Origin of the sequence: Bacillus sp. JJ1609, assembly GCF_036967045.1 — a bacterium.
Lineage (GTDB): Bacteria > Bacillota > Bacilli > Bacillales > Cytobacillaceae > Mesobacillus.
Window position 1 is genome coordinate 195,242 of record NZ_JBALSS010000001.1, and the last position, 17,035, is coordinate 212,276.

13 protein-coding genes are annotated in these 17,035 nt (G+C 42.2%); all 13 read right to left on the reverse strand.

Going from position 1 to position 17,035, the window contains the following annotated elements:
• Positions 1–404: 404 nt before the first annotated feature.
• Positions 405–1,313 carry a UDP-N-acetylmuramate dehydrogenase gene (gene murB / locus V7654_RS00960; RefSeq protein WP_335427772.1) on the reverse strand — a complete coding sequence of 303 codons (909 nt, stop codon included), beginning with the start codon at positions 1,311–1,313 and terminating at the stop codon, positions 405–407.
• A gap of 61 nt (positions 1,314–1,374) precedes the next feature.
• Complete coding sequence (gene murG / locus V7654_RS00965) at positions 1,375–2,469, reverse strand: undecaprenyldiphospho-muramoylpentapeptide beta-N-acetylglucosaminyltransferase (RefSeq protein ID WP_335427773.1); 1,095 nt, start codon at positions 2,467–2,469, stop codon at positions 1,375–1,377.
• Between the two features lie 322 nt (positions 2,470–2,791).
• The gene (spoVE, locus tag V7654_RS00970; protein WP_335427774.1) at positions 2,792–3,892 is read right to left on the reverse strand and encodes a stage V sporulation protein E; all 1,101 of its coding nucleotides are present in this window, start codon (positions 3,890–3,892) and stop codon (positions 2,792–2,794) included.
• Between the two features lie 101 nt (positions 3,893–3,993).
• The gene (gene murD, locus V7654_RS00975; RefSeq protein ID WP_335427775.1) at positions 3,994–5,346 is read right to left on the reverse strand and encodes a UDP-N-acetylmuramoyl-L-alanine--D-glutamate ligase; all 1,353 of its coding nucleotides are present in this window, start codon (positions 5,344–5,346) and stop codon (positions 3,994–3,996) included.
• The gene (gene mraY / locus V7654_RS00980; protein WP_335427776.1) at positions 5,347–6,321 is read right to left on the reverse strand and encodes a phospho-N-acetylmuramoyl-pentapeptide-transferase; all 975 of its coding nucleotides are present in this window, start codon (positions 6,319–6,321) and stop codon (positions 5,347–5,349) included.
• Between the two features lies 1 nt (position 6,322).
• Positions 6,323–6,772, reverse strand: a complete 450-nt coding sequence (locus V7654_RS00985) for a hypothetical protein (RefSeq protein WP_335427779.1) — start codon at positions 6,770–6,772, stop codon at positions 6,323–6,325.
• 1 nt (position 6,773) lies between these two features.
• Positions 6,774–8,234, reverse strand: coding sequence for a UDP-N-acetylmuramoyl-L-alanyl-D-glutamate--2,6-diaminopimelate ligase (locus tag V7654_RS00990; RefSeq protein ID WP_335427780.1), 1,461 nt, complete (start codon positions 8,232–8,234; stop codon positions 6,774–6,776).
• Positions 8,235–8,664: 430 nt separating this feature from the next.
• Complete coding sequence (locus V7654_RS00995; protein ID WP_335427782.1) at positions 8,665–10,578, reverse strand: stage V sporulation protein D; 1,914 nt, start codon at positions 10,576–10,578, stop codon at positions 8,665–8,667.
• Positions 10,579–10,786: 208 nt separating this feature from the next.
• Positions 10,787–13,000, reverse strand: coding sequence for a penicillin-binding protein (locus V7654_RS01000; RefSeq protein ID WP_335427783.1), 2,214 nt, complete (start codon positions 12,998–13,000; stop codon positions 10,787–10,789).
• On the reverse strand, positions 13,000–13,356 hold the full coding sequence (gene ftsL, locus V7654_RS01005) for a cell division protein FtsL (protein ID WP_335427784.1): 357 nt from the start codon (positions 13,354–13,356) through the stop codon (positions 13,000–13,002). The genes V7654_RS01000 and ftsL overlap by 1 nt, the downstream gene beginning before the upstream one ends.
• 238 nt (positions 13,357–13,594) lie before the next feature.
• Positions 13,595–14,533: a 16S rRNA (cytosine(1402)-N(4))-methyltransferase RsmH gene (gene rsmH, locus V7654_RS01010; RefSeq protein WP_335427786.1), complete on the reverse strand. Its 939-nt coding sequence runs from the start codon at positions 14,531–14,533 to the stop codon at positions 13,595–13,597.
• 57 nt (positions 14,534–14,590) lie between these two features.
• Positions 14,591–15,022, reverse strand: coding sequence for a division/cell wall cluster transcriptional repressor MraZ (mraZ, locus tag V7654_RS01015; RefSeq protein ID WP_335427956.1), 432 nt, complete (start codon positions 15,020–15,022; stop codon positions 14,591–14,593).
• 219 nt (positions 15,023–15,241) lie between these two features.
• On the reverse strand, positions 15,242–16,876 hold the full coding sequence (gene bshC, locus V7654_RS01020) for a bacillithiol biosynthesis cysteine-adding enzyme BshC (RefSeq protein WP_335427788.1): 1,635 nt from the start codon (positions 16,874–16,876) through the stop codon (positions 15,242–15,244).
• Positions 16,877–17,035 lie beyond the last annotated feature (159 nt).

The following is a 17,035-nucleotide window of genomic DNA, read 5'->3' on the forward strand; positions in this document are numbered from 1 at the left end:
TTTCATAAACAAATTCTTCTAGGGGCGTCAGGTGAGCCTCCTCGTAGCTTTGCTCCTGCGGGGTTAAATGGTCCTTCTGACGGATCATTTCAACCTAGGTCTCCCCTTGGCCGCTGATCCCGCAGAACTTTGAAAAGCTTCCTCGAACTTGCCCACGCACGATGGAAATGCGTTAGCATTTTCGGAGGAGTCGAGTGCCTTCCGCTCCGATCAACAGGTGCTAGAAATCAATATCGAACATAAACACAGCCATTTTAAATTTCCGCCAGGTTTTGTGCAATTTTAAAAAGCACAAAAAGAGAAACCAACGGCATGATGAAAATCATGCCGCATCCCTACATGGTTTACATCTAATCTAATGAAATATTATATCACAGAATTTGACAGCTTAAAGCAATTTCCTGCTATTTTCGGCCTATAATTTCTACCTCTGTCTCCATTTTTACTCCATGTAAATCAAGGACGGTATCTTTTACATGCTGAATGAGGCCAAGTACATCCTCAGCCTTTGCATTCCCTGTGTTTATAATGAAGTTGCCATGGAGTTCAGAAATTTGAGCTCCGCCAATGCGATGGCCTTTCAGGCCGGATTTCTCAATTAGGTTGCCAGCATAATTGGGAAGCGGGTTCCTGAAAACACTTCCGCAGCTTGGATAATTATAAGGCTGGGTTTCTTTGCGGTAATCTTTATTTTTTTGCAATTCGGCTACGATTTCTTCCTTATTGCCTTCCTTCAATTGAAATACGGCAGCAACCACAATACCAGGGCGTTCTTTCTGGAGCACTGAAGTTCTATAAGAGAATTTCATTTCTTCATTTGTAAGCCACTCCAGTGTGCCATCCTCAAATAACACATAAGCCTTTTCGAGGATTTTTGAAACATCTGACCCATGGGCTCCGGCGTTCATATATACAGCACCGCCAATAGAACCTGGGATGCCACCAGCAAATTCCAGGCCTGCCAGACCTTTACGGCTGATCGTAATCGCGAAGTTTACCAGTGACATTCCTCCACCGGCTGTCACTCTGTTCCCCTCGATTTTCAATTCATCCAGACCAGATCCAAGCTTAATAACAGCCCCTTCAATTCCTTTATCCGAAACCAGAAGGTTAGATCCCCTGCCGATTACCGTCCACTTCACTCCGGATTTTTTGATTACATCAATTGCTTTTTTTAAATTATCTATTGATGAAGGCTCAATAAGTATGTCGGCAGGTCCGCCAATTTTCATTGTTGTATGGTTTGCCAGCGGCTCATTTTCCTTAACAGAGCCGATGTTCAATTCTCTAAGTTTGTCAGCTAGATCCTTCATATTTACCTCCCTTTCAGGCTTCAATCATTTTGACCATTTTATGCAGCCACAAGCCTATAGGCTACTTTTTCGCTAAGTCCTCCATTAAGCGGTGAAGTCTTTCCGCAGCGTCAGGTATGCCCAACTTTTTTGCAGCTTTCTTCATATCGGCCAATCTTTCATCATTCCCTAATATTTGGTCAATATTCTCAACCAATTTAGGGCCAGTCAAATCTTTTTCAAGCAGCAAGCGAGCTGCCCCATTTTCGCTTAAAGCACGAGCATTTTTTTCCTGATGGTTATCCGTTACATAAGGGCTCGGGATCAGAATGCTGGGTATGCCTAATGACGTAAGTTCCGCAAGGGTAGTGGCCCCTGCACGGGACACCGTTAGATCAACGCCAGCAAGTACTTCAGGCATATTATGGATAAATGGTTTTATTATCACATTTTCTGGATTTCCAACCAGATCAACTTCTTTTTGAACTTCATCAAAATGAACGTCACCGGTAACGTACAAAACCTGATATGGCTTGCCACTTAATTCTGTTAAGCTTTTGACGACCGCTTCATTTATAGGTCTTGCTCCCCTGCTGCCGCCAAAAACCAGCACAGTTGGCACCTTCAGCTTTAAGCCTGTGGACAACCTGCCCTTGATTCCATCCTGCCCTAACACTTCTGATGCTCTAGGATTACCTGTTAGCACCACCTTTTGTTCTGGAAAAAACTCTCTAGCTTCCTCGAAGCAAATCGCAATTTTATCTACATATCGGCTTAAGAATTTATTTGTCAGGCCAGGAACGCTGTTTTGTTCATGGACAATTGTAGGTATCCCCATTTTTGCGGCCGCATAGACAACCGGTCCGCATACGTAGCCCCCAGTGCCAATGACGACATCTGGCTTGAATTCTTTAAGCATTTTCTTGCTGTCTCTTACTCCCTTAAGAAAGCGCAAAATCGTTTTAACATTCTCGAATGATATTTTTCTTTTAAAACCTGTGATATGTATGGATTTAAAAGGTATATTTTCCCTGGGCACTAACTTGCTCTCGAGCCCTTTTTCTGTCCCTATGTAAAGAAACTCAACATTCTTATCTTTCTTTTGTATCTCTCTGACCAGTGCAAGCGCAGGGTAAATATGCCCACCTGTACCGCCGCCGCTAACTGCAATCTTCATTTTTCCACACCTCAGCAAAAAATCTTATTTCTCTATATTCCTGTGACAAGCCTTTATAAAAAGGCACTTCACGGTTTTACCCTATTCTACTATATTCTAAACTTAAGGACGGATTTTAAAGATAATGTCATTTAAATGTAATATAGCATGAACAGGATGATAATCCTATATTAATCCATTGGCCACGCAACCTTTTTTATACAAAAATCGGGGTGTTCGGTATTCATTGATATTCAGCATAAAAGGCAATCTTTATACATCCGTTTAAACGTAAAAACTACATGCCACAAATAAAAGACCCTGCTGGCAGGGTCTTTTATCTTTAGTATCTTGAATGGCGGCTGATGTTAAGCAAAACACCGACAGCCATAAGCATCAGAGTAAGGGATGAGCCTCCATAACTGAGGAATGGAAGTGTGATTCCGGTTACAGGCATTAATCCTGTTACAACTCCAATGTTGATCATGACCTGAATGGCAATCATCGCAATAATTCCTGTGGCAAGGAAGGTTCCAAAAAGGTCTGGGGCTCCAAGTGCAATCCTTATTCCCCTCCAAAGTAACAAGGAGAACAGCAGAAGGATGAATGATCCGCCAATAAAACCAAGCTCCTCTGCCAGTATGGCAAATATAAAGTCTGTTTGCGGTTCTGGCAGATAAAAGAACTTTTGCCTGCTCTGCCCTAGGCCCAGGCCGAACAATCCGCCAGGTCCAATCGCGTACAGCGACTGAATCATTTGGAATCCGCTGCCAAGCGGGTCCTGCCATGGATCAAGGAATGAAGTGATCCGTTTCATCCTGTAAGGTGCAGAGATAATCAAACCAACGAAACCGGCGACACCTATAAGCCCTAGACCCACGAAATGACTAATTCTTGCCCCCGCAATAAAAATCATTACGACTGACGTACCTACCATAACTGTGCCTGTTCCTAAATCCGGCTGCAGCATAATCAAGCCGAAAGCTACGAAAACAAGTCCCAATGAAGGAAAAAGTCCACCCTTCAAAGTAGTGATTGCTTTTTGGTTTTCAGAAAGAAATTTTGCCAGGAACGCAATCATCGCAATCTTCATAAATTCAGAAGGCTGAACCGAAAATGCCCCTACGCCAATCCAGCTTCTTGATCCATTGCGCACGTTGCCGATTCCAGGGACCAGTACCAGTATCAACAAAACAAAACAAACAATCACTATTACCTTCGCCCAAGTCCTCCAGGTCCAGTAGTCGATATTCATGATAAAAAACATCGCTATGATTCCGACCCCAGCAAACAGCATTTGGCGCTTGGCAAAAAAGAATGAATCATTAAACTTATAATCCGCCCAGACAGCACTCGCGCTATAGACCATGATCAAGCCTACAGCCAAGAGCGTAAATGTAACAATCATTAGAAAAATGTCGGGAGTGGTTTTTTTCGTTGGCAATCCAATACACCTCGGCTGTATGATTTAGGGCTCATATACCGCTTCCCATCCAGCCTGCAACAGGCCAAGGCAACCTGATTCATGATGTTCGAGACAAGCCCTTACTTAAGCTTATGCACGGCCTCGATAAACATGTCTCCCCTGACCTCAAAAGTTTTGTATTGATCCCAGCTTGCACAGGCAGGCGAAAGTAAAATCACATCGCCAGGTTCTGAATGTTCAAACGCCACAGGAACGGCCTTTTCCACATTATCGACCCGCAAAATCGTTTTTATTCCTGCCTCCTGCCCAGCCTGTCCAACTTTCTCGGCTGTCTGGCCAAAAGTGATCAATACTTTTACATTTCTTAACGATGGGACAAGTTCATCAAATGAATTGCCTCTGTCAAGCCCGCCAGCAAGCAATACGATAGGTGCATTGAATGCTGCAAGGGCATTTTCAGTCGCTAAAATGTTAGTAGCTTTTGAATCATTATAAAACTTTCTGTCTTCCACATTGTCAACATATTGCAGCCTGTGGCGAACACCAGCAAAGGTAGTAAGAACTTTGTATATTGCTTTTTTATCAGCACCTGAAAGTATAGTAGCAGCGACTGCAGATAATATATTCTCAAGATTATGCTTTCCTGGAAGGACAATATCCTTTGTTTCAATAATTCGTTCTCCATCAAAACAAACCCAGCCATTCTTCACATATGCACCATGATCCAACACCCTTTTCGTTGAGAAAGGCACGATTTGCGCACGAGAATTTCTGGCAATCTCCATCACTTCATCCTGATCAGCATTTACAATTAAATAATCTTCTTCTGTCTGGTTTTTTGTAATCCTTGCTTTTGCTTCTACATACTCAGATTTCGTGCCGTGATAATCAAGATGGGCATCATACAGATTGGTTATGATGGCAATCCGCGGCTTGAACTGATCTATTCCCATAAGCTGAAAGGATGATAGTTCGATAACGATTGTATTATCGGGCGTTGCTTCCTGGGCAACACCTGAGGCAACCGTACCGATATTTCCCGCAATCAAAGGTTTTTTATTTCCTTCATTTAGCATTTCATAGATAAGAGTAGTTGTTGTTGTCTTCCCATTCGTTCCTGTGATTCCCACTAAAGGAGCCTCCGAAACCTGGTATGCGAGTTCGACTTCTGTAATGATCGGGATTTGTTTTTCGATTGCCTTCTGAATCATAGGGTTAAAGTATGGGATTCCTGGATTTTTCACGACAAGTTCAAAGCCTTCATCCATCAGTTCGATTGGGTGGCTTCCACAGACAACCTTGATACCTTGCTCCAATAGTCCCTGAGCCTCTGGATTTTCAGACAGTGGCTTACTGTCATTGACTGTTACAAATGCTCCCAGTTTATGTAGAAGAGAAGCAGCGCTTACTCCACTCTTGGCCAGGCCAAGTACAAGAATTTTTTTATGTTGATATAATTTGATATGTTTCATCTAAATCCACACCTCAATGTAAATTCCAAGAATAGCGAAAAGAAGACCTACTGTCCAGAATGTCACAACAACCCGCCATTCAGACCAGCCAATCAGCTCATAATGATGATGAAGCGGACTCATCCTGAAAATTCTCTTACCTGTTGTCTTAAATGAGATTACCTGAAGGATAACAGACAAAGTTTCAATTACGAAAATGCCGCCAATAATGATCAAAATAATTTCAAGCTTTGCAAGGATGGCAACAGTTGCAATTGCTCCGCCTAGTGCCAGAGAACCTGTATCTCCCATGAACACCTTAGCAGGATGAGCATTGAATACAAGAAAACCTAAAACAGCGCCGACTACGGCTACTGAAAAAATTGAAAGTTCATATTGTGATTGATTCCACGCAAGCACGGCGAATGCTCCAAATGCAATCGCAGCCGTTCCAGACACCAGCCCGTCAAGCCCGTCCGTCAAGTTAACAGCATTTGAAAAGCCGACCATCCAAAAGATGATGAATAATACATAACCCCAGCCAAGATCAAAAGAATAGTCTGTAAGCGGGATATTGACGACAGTGGAAAATTCACTTTGCTTAAAAATGAAATAAAAAATGACAGAAATAATGATCTGGCCAAGCAGCTTTTGCTTAGATGTCAGCCCAAGATTCCTTTTCATGACCACTTTAATAAAGTCATCCATGAACCCAAGCAGTCCAAAACCTAATGTCACGAATAATAACAAATAGGTTTCAACAGAAGGCTGCGAAAACTTCCCAGTCATTACAAGTGTTGTCACTGTTATAGAAAGCAGGATCATGATTCCGCCCATGGTTGGCGTGCCTGTTTTTTTCAGGTGTGATTTCGGTCCCTCTTCCCTGATGCTCTGGCCGAATTTTAGCCTTCTTAAAAACGGAATAAAAACTGGAGAAAGCAAAACCGTAATCAGAAAGCCCATTAAAATTGTGAAAAAGATAACTTGCTCCAGCATTCTATTCCTCACCTGCCTTAGTCTGTACGCTGCTGAATTTATTGATTGTTTCAGCCATCACAGCTATATCATATGTTGAATCTTTTTCATTAAGAAGTCCTTTATGTTCAAAAATGACTTTTGTACTGTCGTTTAATTCTTCGTGTTGTGTTAAATAGTCTAAGTATGATTTCATGATTTTCTCTAAGCCTTTCAGTATGTTCTCTGCATAAAATATTGGAAAATGGTTTGGCGCATAACCTGGAACGGGCTCGTTCTCAGGCCAGACAGCTGCTATAGCACCGTTAGAAATTGCTTCCTGAAGTGATCCCGATTCCTCTGAAACCGGGACAAACAGTCCTTTTGGCTGTTTAGCGCCAGCTAGGCAGCTTACAATGTGAAATTGGATTGCATCATCCTTAATTCCAGATGTCTTGGAAAACAGCCCTGAAACATCTCGATATGTCAGCATATTACCTCTCCTCTATTGCCTCTCGTGCTACAATTCTGTCATCAAACTCAATAGTTTGGTCTCCTATTTGCTGGTAGGTTTCATGGCCCTTTCCGGCAATCAGGATCACATCTCCAGCAGACGCTTTGCTTACTGCGTGCTGGATCGCTTCCTTCCGGTCTATGATGACATTATAGACTTCTCCTTTTACTCCTTCTTCCATATCCTTGATGATCTGCGCTGGATTCTCACTGCGAGGATTATCTGAAGTAAAAATTGCGTCAGTAGCATATTCACATGCGATTTTTGCCATCAACGGCCTTTTTGTCCGGTCACGATCACCACCACAGCCAACTACACAGAAAACTCGTTTCTGCGCAAACTGCTGAACCGTCTTAAGTACGTTTTCAAGACTGTCTGGTGTATGGGAATAGTCGACGATTACAGAAAAATCCTGTCCTGCGTCAACAACCTCAAAACGACCAGAAACACCTTTAACACTTTCCACAGAGGAAATGATATGTTCTAAAGGCAAGCCTGATACCAGTGCAGCTCCTATACTGGCGAGTACATTATAAATACTGAATTTCCCGATCAGCTGGATATTTACTCGGCGGATTCCAAATGGACTGACTAAGTCGAAGGATGTTCCGCTTGCAGTCATTGAGATGTTTGTTGCCTGAAGGTCAGCATGGTTGTCGATTCCGTATGTGAGAATATGTGCAGATGTCAGCATTGCAAATTCCTCACTTGTAGGATCATCCGAATTCAGGATGGCAAATTTTGGATCAGCATGGTTAAAGGCATTTCCAAGCTGTGAAAAGAGCAGTCCTTTGGCCTTCCTGTATTCCTCCATTGTTTTATGGTAATCAAGATGGTCCTGTGTCAGGTTGGTAAATACCGCTACATTATAGTCCGTCCCATGGACCCTGCCATAAACAAGGGCGTGGGATGATACTTCCATTACAGCCGTTTTTACCTGTTCATCGACCATCTTTTTAAACGTTTTTTGGAGTGTAAGGCTTTCAGGAGTTGTATTTTTCACCTCAAAAATCTGATCCCCGATTTTAGTGTACATCGTTCCAATTAGCCCTGTTTTCTGTTCTGCATCAGTAAAAATCTTTTCAATTATATGACTTGTCGTTGTCTTCCCGTTTGTACCAGTTATTCCAATCAAATGGAGCTTGTGGCTTGGCTGGCCGTAAAAAGCATCAGCAAGCACAGCCATAGCCCTCATAGTATCCTTTACGACAATGACAGGCACATTTAATGGGAGCTCTCTTTCTGCTAGTACCGCGGATGCTCCATTTTTAACAGCGGAGTCGGCAAAATCGTGACCATCAACTGTATAGCCTTTTACACATATGAATAAACTTCCTGGCGTCACTTTGCGATTATCATTTTCAATTGAAATAATTTCGGGGTTTTCTCCCTTGTAATCCACAAAGGGGTGCAAATAACCGATCAATTCGTGTAATTTCATATCTATCAAATCCTCTCAAACAACATGGCGACTCTTATTTTACATGATTAGGCTAAAATTAGCCATTGTTGAGATAAAAAGTCCAAGCCCTTTTTTGCAAGGCTATTTTCGTAAAACTAGTTTACTATTTATCAATAAGCTTCTGTAAAACTTGCCTGTTCATTTCCGCTACAGACGCTCGCTTTCCGCGAGCAGTACGGAAGCGTCCTCTTCACTTCGCGTCTGCAAAGTCAAATGAACCCTCGATTGAATCATTTGAACTTTTCTCCCTTTTCTCGCTTTTCCCGCCTCGTTATGCAATAGGTCTGGAAATAACTAAAGTGAAATTATTATAGCATATAGCACTAGTTTAAATACGATTTGCAAGTACATGCAAAGTGGGCGGCGGATTTTCATCCTCTCGCCGCCCGTTAAAACTAACACTCGTTGATTAATTGTTCATATACACCCTGATTGTCGAGCCTTCTTTAATTTTAACCCCAGGGGACGGAAGCTGTTTCACAACCTTTTCGCCTTGTCCAGCTACATCCAGCTTTAAATTGACCAGTTGCTGCTGAAGCTCTTTCTTTGACATTCCAATCAAATCAGGTACCTCGACCATAGGCGTATCCAGCCATGTCAATTCCTTCTCAATTTGATCTTTTCGCGGTGTTACTTCCATAGCACGCAAGCTGTCTTCCATGATATCACCTACGATAGGAGCAGCCACGACTCCACCGAACTGGATGGTGCCCTTCGGATTATCGACTGCCACGTAAACTACGATTTGCGGATCATCCGCTGGTGCAAATCCTATAAAAGAAACTATGTGGTTATTCTCGAGATATCTTCCGTTCTGAGCTTTCTGTGCAGTACCAGTCTTTCCCCCCACCCGGTACGAATCCACAAATGCATTCTTACCTGAGCCTCTAGCTACTACACTTTCAAGTGCATGTCTGATTTCTTTTGATGTTTCCTCAGAAATCACCCTTCGCTTCGCTTCAGGTGTTTTCTTCATCACAACCTCTCCTGTAATTGGATCGATTAGTTCTTTGGCAATATATGGGGTATAAAGAATCCCCCCATTCACAGCCGCCGCCACAGCAGCAACCTGCTGTATCGGTGTTACCGATACACCCTGACCAAACGCAGTTGTTGCCTGTTCGACCGGTCCTACCCTGTCAATATTAAACATGATCCCTTTTCCCTCACCCTGTAGGTCAATTCCTGTTTTTTGCCCGAATCCGAAGTCCTTCACATATTTAAATAGCTTTTCTTTTCCTAGTCTCTCGCCCAGCTCTACAAAACCTGGGTTGCATGAGTTCTCTACGACTTCAAGAAATGATTGGCTGCCGTGCCCGCCTTTTTTCCAACAGCGGATCCTTGCCCCCGCTACCTCTACAAAACCAGGATCATGGAAATGGTCTTTTTCAAGATCAACTTTTCCTTCTTCGAGTGCCGCAGCCAAGGTAACGATTTTAAATGTGGAACCTGGCTCATATGTACTCCAGACAGGAAGGTTCCGGTTATATACCTCTGGCGCTACATTCCTGAAGTTCGCCGGGTCAAAGTCTGGCCTGCTCGACATAGCCAGTATTTCGCCATTGTTCGGATTCATCGCAATCGCAACAATTCCGTCCGCGTTATATTTTGCCTGAGCAATGTCAAGCTCCCTTTCCACGATGGTCTGGACTTTGCTGTCGATTGTCAGCTTAAGGTCCAATCCATCCACAGGAGGTTCATAATCATCCGCCATATCATTCATTCGCTGACCCTTTGCATTTGCATAAAATTGTACAGAACCCTTTGTTCCCTTCAATTGCTTATCATAATATAGCTCCAAGCCCATCAGGCCCTGATTATCAACTCCAGCAAAGCCAAGAACGTGTGAGAGATAGCTGCCGAAAGGATAATGCCGTTTTGAATCCTCGCCAATATAGATTCCTTTCAGGTTCATTGCCCTGATTTCTTTGGCCTTCTCATGCGAGATTTTCCTTCCTTCAGGGATCCTTTCTATCATTGATTTTTTCGTGATATGCTGATAAGCCTTTTCCTTTGACATGTTCAATGCCGCAGCCAATTTTTCTGCAGCCATTGCAGGGTCCTCGATCTGGCGCGGTACAGCATAGACGGTAGGTGCACTGATATTTGTTGCGAGCGCAACGCCGTTCCTGTCCATTATTTCACCACGCTGAGGTTCAAATGGGACATTCCTGCTCCAGGAGTCCTTCGCCTTCCCTGTCAAAAAATCACCAAGCATGAATTGTACATACCCAAGGCGCACATCTATGATAAAAAACACCAGAATCCCAATTAACAAAACCAGCGCCAACCGTTTTCTGACGGTAACGTTTGAAACACGCATAAAATGAACGAACCTCCTTTTTCTATTTAGGCTGCAGCAGTTAAATTTCTATGGATACTCTGTTTCACTCGTTCAAATATATGCTTGTACTTTTTTGAATATAACAAGAAGTCAGAGACAAGCTTGATGGTTAGATGAAATTCTTGGTTTTGAGGTTGGAATTATGACTTTGCGATATACACCCATAAAAAAAGAAGGAACAGAGGGGTCAGTCACCGACTTCCTCTGTTCCTTCTTTTTTATCTTCTTTTTTTAACGATTTTTCGAATTGCTCGAGCGGGGTTTCAAGCGAGACAATCAAATCTTCACCTTTATTAATTGGCGAACCCGGTTTGAGGTTCTGCTTTATAACATAACCGCTGCCTGCCTTGTTCAATTTCACATCGGCAATTTGCGCGAGCTTCATGACGTCCCTTAAAGACCAGCTAGTCATATCAGGATATGTTTGAGCTCCTGAAGTTTTAATGATGATTTTTTCACCTTCCAAGGCCACTGTATCAGCTTTTGGGAGCTGCTCTTCAACTTGGTTTCCAGTGCCTATAATGACTGTTTTGAAGCCTTTCGATACCAATAGTTTGCTAGCTTCAGTCGCATTCAAGCCTTTTATATCAGGTACTGAGCTAGATTCCGCTTTTTCCTGCGAAGCGGGCTTGATGTTTAAATATTGGAGACTGCTTTTCATTACCGATTTAAATATCATTGAAGTCGGGACGGAGCCTTTGAAATAATGATCGATTTCAGGCTGCTGCACTGCTACATATACAATAAGCTTGGGATCGTCTTTCGGTGCCATTCCCAGGAAAGAAAATAGGTAATCGTTAGCACCATCCAGGTACTTACCATTTGTAGTGATATTCGCTGTTCCAGTTTTACCTGCTACCTTATATCCTTCAATCGCATAGGATTTTCCGGTTCCGTGTTCAGCGGTCACAACAGTTTCAAGAACATCCCGGACTTCCTTCGCAGTTTCAGCGGAAATTGGCTGACCTACTACCTTCGGTTCACTTTGCTTAATGATTTCACCAGTATTGGAGTCAACCACTTTATCAATGACTTGCGGCTTCATCATTTTCCCGTCGTTAGCGACAGCAGTGGCTGCCTGGATCATCTGGATAGGCGTAATGGTAGAACCTTGCCCATAAGATGTAGTGATTTTTTCAATTGGCCATTTATATACAATTTTCCCTACTGACTCGTTCGGAAGATCAATGCCGGTTGGTTTATCAAAGCCAAAATCAGTTAAATACTGTCGGAAAACATCAGTCCCAATTTTTTCGTTTACCAATTTGGCAACTGCTACGTTTGAAGATCGCTGAATTCCTTCAAGATAGGAAATCGTTCCCCAGCCTTCCCCGTTGTTGTGGTCATGGATTCTTCCTGATTTTTCTGTTACCCTGTAAGATCCCGATTTATAAAGCTCACCTGGGTTCCATTTCTTCTCTTCAACGGCAGCTGCAAGCGTAAAGATTTTCATTGTAGAACCTGGTTCGATAGGTGTTTCTACAACCTCATTGTGCCAGTTCTTATCCAGACCTTCCCTTGTGGTCGGATGAAAGGTCGGGCGCTGTGCCATTGCCAAAATATCGCCTGTCTTTGGATCAGCAACGATTGCGATGATTTTTTTAGGCTTATACTCTTCCTCAACACGGCTGACTGCATCCTCAACGAATGTCTGGATTTTTTTATCGATTGTTAAATAGACATTATCACCATTATGGGCGGGAGTAATCTTTTCATCGCTGTCAGGAAGCAGGAATCCCCATAAGTCACTTTCAAATGAAAGAGATCCATTTTTCCCTGTAAGCTCATCATTTAAGGTTTTTTCTACTCCAAGCCTTCCAGTGGAGATGGATTTTCCATCTTCCTTTTCTTCTTTTTCAACATACCCTACTAAGTGCGAAGAAAATATGCCATTTGGATAAAACCTCTTTGAATCTCTTAAAAACGTAATCCCGGGAAGTTTCAATTCTTCTATTTCTCTTTTAGTCTGATGAGAAATGTCTCGTCCAGCCTTGCCGAATTCAACCTGGAATACCCCTTTTTTTGTTAGCTTTTTATAAATATCAGACTCGCTCATGTCGAGATACTTCGCAAGCTTGCTCGCTGTTTTTTCCGGATCGACTACGTGTTTCGGTTTCTTCTTATTCGTTGTTACCGAATCATCGAGAATCGCGACAAGCGTATAAGCTGTTGTATCCTCAGCTACCACTTCGCCTTTACGGTCGAAAATAGTCCCCCTAACCGCTTCAATGACTTTTTCATTAGAATATTTTTGCTGAGCTTTGGCTGCAAGTGCTTGCCCATGCACTTCACCTGTAACCTGGATTGATACAAATCTAAAAATCAAGATAAAAAAGAGCAGGCTGAATATTACGAATAATACCGCTGCTCCTGCATTCATATTGGGTTGTTTCTTCATCATCAGTTTTCAACACCCTTAACATTGTCTTCATTCAATGTTAAGCCAAGCTTTTCAGTTACTTTCTTAATCCGTTCATAGGTACTTAACTCGCTAACCTGGACTTCTAGGTCACTGTTAACTTTTTGCTGCTCCTCGATATTGCCTTCGATAACCTGGATATCTTTGTTGACTTCGTAAATAGCTGCCTGTTTTGATACCATGAATGTTGCGCCGAAGCAAACCATCACTCCGAAAACAAACATCAGGATCTTTTCGCCGGGCGTCAGTATCGAATTTCTTTTTGCCGGGGCTTTTACCGGTGATTGAACAGTGCGCTGCTGCTGTTCCTGCTGCAATTTTCTTGCCAGATTGCTCATCATTTTCCCTCCTGAGAATTTTTTTTATTGGCTGTTTCCGCCTGTCTATTCCCAGAAAGTCCTCTCACTCGAGCGGCTTCTACAGGGAATTTCAGATTTATAATGCAATATCAACATCATTTACGAAAATGCCTATTTATTATTGGGCTTTGTTAAATTTAACTGTTGATTTCAGCTCCAGGCACTCGCTTTTCGCGTGGTGTCAGGTGCTAAAATCAACATTGACCTTTAACACGGCCTAATTTTTTAATTTTTCTGCGATACGAAGTTTTGCTGATCTGGCCCGATTGTTGAATTCAAGCTCTTCCTCTGACGGCAGGATTGGTTTCCTGGTAATCAGTTTTAATTTCGGCTGAAATTCCTCTGGAATAATAGGCAGTCCATGAGGAAGCTGTGGTGTTTCACTTGCTTTTTTAAAGGTAACCTTACAGATCCTGTCCTCTAGGGAATGGAAGGTGATGACACTGATCCTGCCGCCTACGGCAATCAAGTCTATAGCCTGCTCAAGTGATTTCTCGAATACACCTAGTTCATCATTTACAGCAATTCTAACAGCCTGGAATACCCGTTTTGCAGGATGGCCGCCTTTTCTTCTTGCAGGTGCAGGAATAGCTTCCTTGATTAGTTCTACAAGCTCACCTGTAGATTCAATCGGCTTTGTTTCCCGTGCTGCTTCAATTTTCCTGACTATCTGCTTTGAAAATTTCTCTTCCCCATACTGGAAGAAAATTTTGACCAATTTTTCATATGGCCATTCATTGATCACCTCATAAGCTGATAATGGTGCGTCCTGGTCCATCCTCATATCAAGTGGCGCATCATGATGATAGCTAAAGCCGCGTTCAGGAGTATCCAATTGTGGTGAAGAAACTCCAAGATCATAGAGTATTCCATCCACTTCAGTCACACCAAGCTTTTCAAGCTCTTCTTGTAAATAAAGAAAATTGCTTTTAATGATTGTCAGTCTGTCACCGTAGCTTGCCAGTTTTTCTTTTGCATTTGCGATTGCAATATCATCCTGGTCAAATGCATAGAGCTTTCCTTTTTCCGAAAGCTTGGACAAAATTAATTCAGTGTGGCCGGCACCACCGAGAGTACAATCCACGTATGTACCATCTGGCTTGATATTAAGCCCGTCTACTGTTTCTTCCAGTAAAACTGTTGTATGTTTGAACATCATGATCCACCTTTCCAATCGAGGAGCAGGTAATATTATATCAGAATAATGTTACCCTTAAATATCAAATCCAATCATATTTTCCGCAATTTCAGCAAAAGATTCCTCAGATTCTGAGAAATATTCTTCCCAAATTGCTTTGCTCCAAATTTCAATTCGATTGGAAACCCCTAAAATCACACACTCTTTATCAAGCTTTGCATACTGCATAAGAGGGGATGGGATATTTACTCTCCCCTGTTTGTCAATTTCACTCTCGGTAGCACCTGAAAAGAAGAAACGGGTAAATGCCCGCGCATCTTTTTTGGTCAGCGGAAGGCCTTTTAGCTTGTCTTCAATAACTGCCCACTCAGAAACGGGATAGCCAAATAAACACTGGTCGAGTCCACGGGTAAGAATGAACATTTCTCCCAGGTTATCACGGACCTTGGCAGGGATGATCAAACGGCCTTTACTATCAATATTATGATGATATTCGCCCATGAACATGCCACTACCCCCACTTTCTAAATACAATGTACCACATTCCCCCACTTTTCACCACCTTATTTTAAATATTCTCCCCACTGATTGGATTTCCTCCTTAAAAGTATCTTTTTCCATAAATTCTTATTACTTGTTATTCATCTATTTGTGCCATTGTTGTGGTGAAAACTTATGATATTAGTGCCTAAAAAAAGCTCCACCCAAATTGGGTGGAGCTTTAGCTTACATTTTGATTATTTTATGAGAGCCGTCGAATTCATAGTGGAGTCCAAGCAAATCTGAGACGAAATTCAAACCGTATTTATTTAAATAGTAAAAAGGATTCCAGACTCTTTCCTGTGGAGAACCACCTGGCCTTAGTGCATTTTCCACCCTTGTGAATTTCCTCAAGATGTGGTCATGCTTACGGCAGACCGCTTCAACGATTTTTCCCTCCATAAAGTTAATTTGCTTCATCAGGATTTGTTCGTTCTTTTCAAGCAGCGGCATCAGCACCGGATCGATTGTTTTCGATTTTTCCCTGACAAGCGAATACTGCTCAGCAAGCGAGACTTTAACATTTTCAAAAAGCTCTTCAACTTCACGGTCTTTCAGTGAATCAATAAATTTCAATTCGTGCTTATTTGTTCCAGAAATGAGCACTTCCGTAAGGTCAAGGTTCAGCTCCTTCATATCTGTCTCGATGGAACGTTCTAGGATGGTGATATTCAGCCTTGGCACCAGTGGAGGCATCTTTAATCCGAAGTGGTCGAATACCAGCTTTAATTCAGCCCAATAAGCAATCTCGCCCGGTCCGCCAATAAAGGCAAGAGTCGGAAAAAGCCATTCCTGCATCAGCGGTCTTGTAATGACGTTGTTGCTAAGCTTTTCAGGAAATTCATTTGCAATTACCTGCAATTCATCAAAAGAGAAACTTACCTCCCCATTTTTTCCTGTGAATTCGCCAGTTTCTGGGTCAAACTGGAGCAAGATCCTCTCATTTACCTCTTCATCGTAAAAGAAGAGATTGGCTGCATTTTCATTTATATCGATCATATTGGGATATCCCGAAGCTTCTGTCTGATGCTGCTGGTTAAGAACTGCAGCGGTGATTTCGCGATGGTTGTTCATCTGTTTCATAAAATACTCTTTTTCAAGCTTCCGCAATTCCTTGTTCCCTGAATCAACGATCAGCAGACCTGAGTCCTTGAATAGCTCCATGATGATCGAAGCAAAAAAATCCACATAGGATTCAGCTGTTTTCAATGAGTCAAGTGCAAAAGACAAAACCTCTTTTGTATGCTTTGTTTCACCATAGGTTTCGATTATTTCTTCAACCCATGAGTAACATAAATCCTTATTGATACAGACTTCGGAAATCATTTTCTTTTCAAGATTCTTTTCTGGGTATATCCACTTTTCCTGTTTATTGTTATTCATAACATAAACATGATTTACTTCCTGATAATCATGATCTTCTCCAGCAATCCAAAAGACCGGAACAACAGGAACGCCAAGTTCAGCCTCTTTTTGTTCTGCAAGCTTAAGTATAGAAATAACTTTGTGGATCGTATATAGCGGTCCTGTCAGGATGCCAGCCTGCTGTCCCCCGATAACCGCTACACTATTCTCCTGCCTCAGCTTCTCAATGTTAGCACCAATTTTATCAGAATGTGCATAACGTGACATGAATGATTGGATATGGTCAGCCAGTTCATTTCTCATGAATGTTCTATTTTTTAGTTCATCTAACCGATGAACATATTCATCATCATTTTTAAAATTATAATGAAAGAAGCTCTGGAGTTCAGCGCTTCCAGCAAGGTAATCTGTCGCAAACCGGTTCGCAGCCGGAAGAGAGAGATTCAACATCTCCATTTACGTGTACTTCCTTTCTCGTAAACATTTTTCACTGTTATGAGTATAGCATTGTTTGAAATGAAAAGAAAAAAACTTTGCCTTCCGAAAGTTCTAAAATCAGAATTTTTTTGTTAACCTGTTAAACAAGGCTGTTGATTTCCGTTCCAGGCGCTTCGC

What these genes read in the sequence shown, in the direction of transcription:
- murB (WP_335427772.1), bottom strand. Translation starts at nt 1,313, where the DNA reads ATGAAGGATCTAGCTGACAAACTTAGAGAATTGAACATCGGCTCTGTT.
- murD (WP_335427775.1), bottom strand. Translation starts at nt 5,346, where the DNA reads ATGAAACATATCAAATTATATCAACATAAAAAAATTCTTGTACTTGGC.
- mraZ (WP_335427956.1), bottom strand. Translation starts at nt 15,022, where the DNA reads ATGTTCATGGGCGAATATCATCATAATATTGATAGTAAAGGCCGTTTG.
- ftsL (WP_335427784.1), bottom strand. Translation starts at nt 13,356, where the DNA reads ATGAGCAATCTGGCAAGAAAATTGCAGCAGGAACAGCAGCAGCGCACT.
- mraY (WP_335427776.1), bottom strand. Translation starts at nt 6,321, where the DNA reads ATGCTGGAGCAAGTTATCTTTTTCACAATTTTAATGGGCTTTCTGATT.
- V7654_RS01000 (WP_335427783.1), bottom strand. Translation starts at nt 13,000, where the DNA reads ATGATGAAGAAACAACCCAATATGAATGCAGGAGCAGCGGTATTATTC.
- rsmH (WP_335427786.1), bottom strand. Translation starts at nt 14,533, where the DNA reads ATGTTCAAACATACAACAGTTTTACTGGAAGAAACAGTAGACGGGCTT.
- bshC (WP_335427788.1), bottom strand. Translation starts at nt 16,876, where the DNA reads ATGGAGATGTTGAATCTCTCTCTTCCGGCTGCGAACCGGTTTGCGACA.
- V7654_RS00990 (WP_335427780.1), bottom strand. Translation starts at nt 8,234, where the DNA reads ATGAAATTACACGAATTGATCGGTTATTTGCACCCCTTTGTGGATTAC.
- murG (WP_335427773.1), bottom strand. Translation starts at nt 2,469, where the DNA reads ATGAAGATTGCAGTTAGCGGCGGCGGTACAGGTGGGCATATTTACCCT.
- V7654_RS00985 (WP_335427779.1), bottom strand. Translation starts at nt 6,772, where the DNA reads ATGCTGACATATCGAGATGTTTCAGGGCTGTTTTCCAAGACATCTGGA.
- V7654_RS00995 (WP_335427782.1), bottom strand. Translation starts at nt 10,578, where the DNA reads ATGCGTGTTTCAAACGTTACCGTCAGAAAACGGTTGGCGCTGGTTTTG.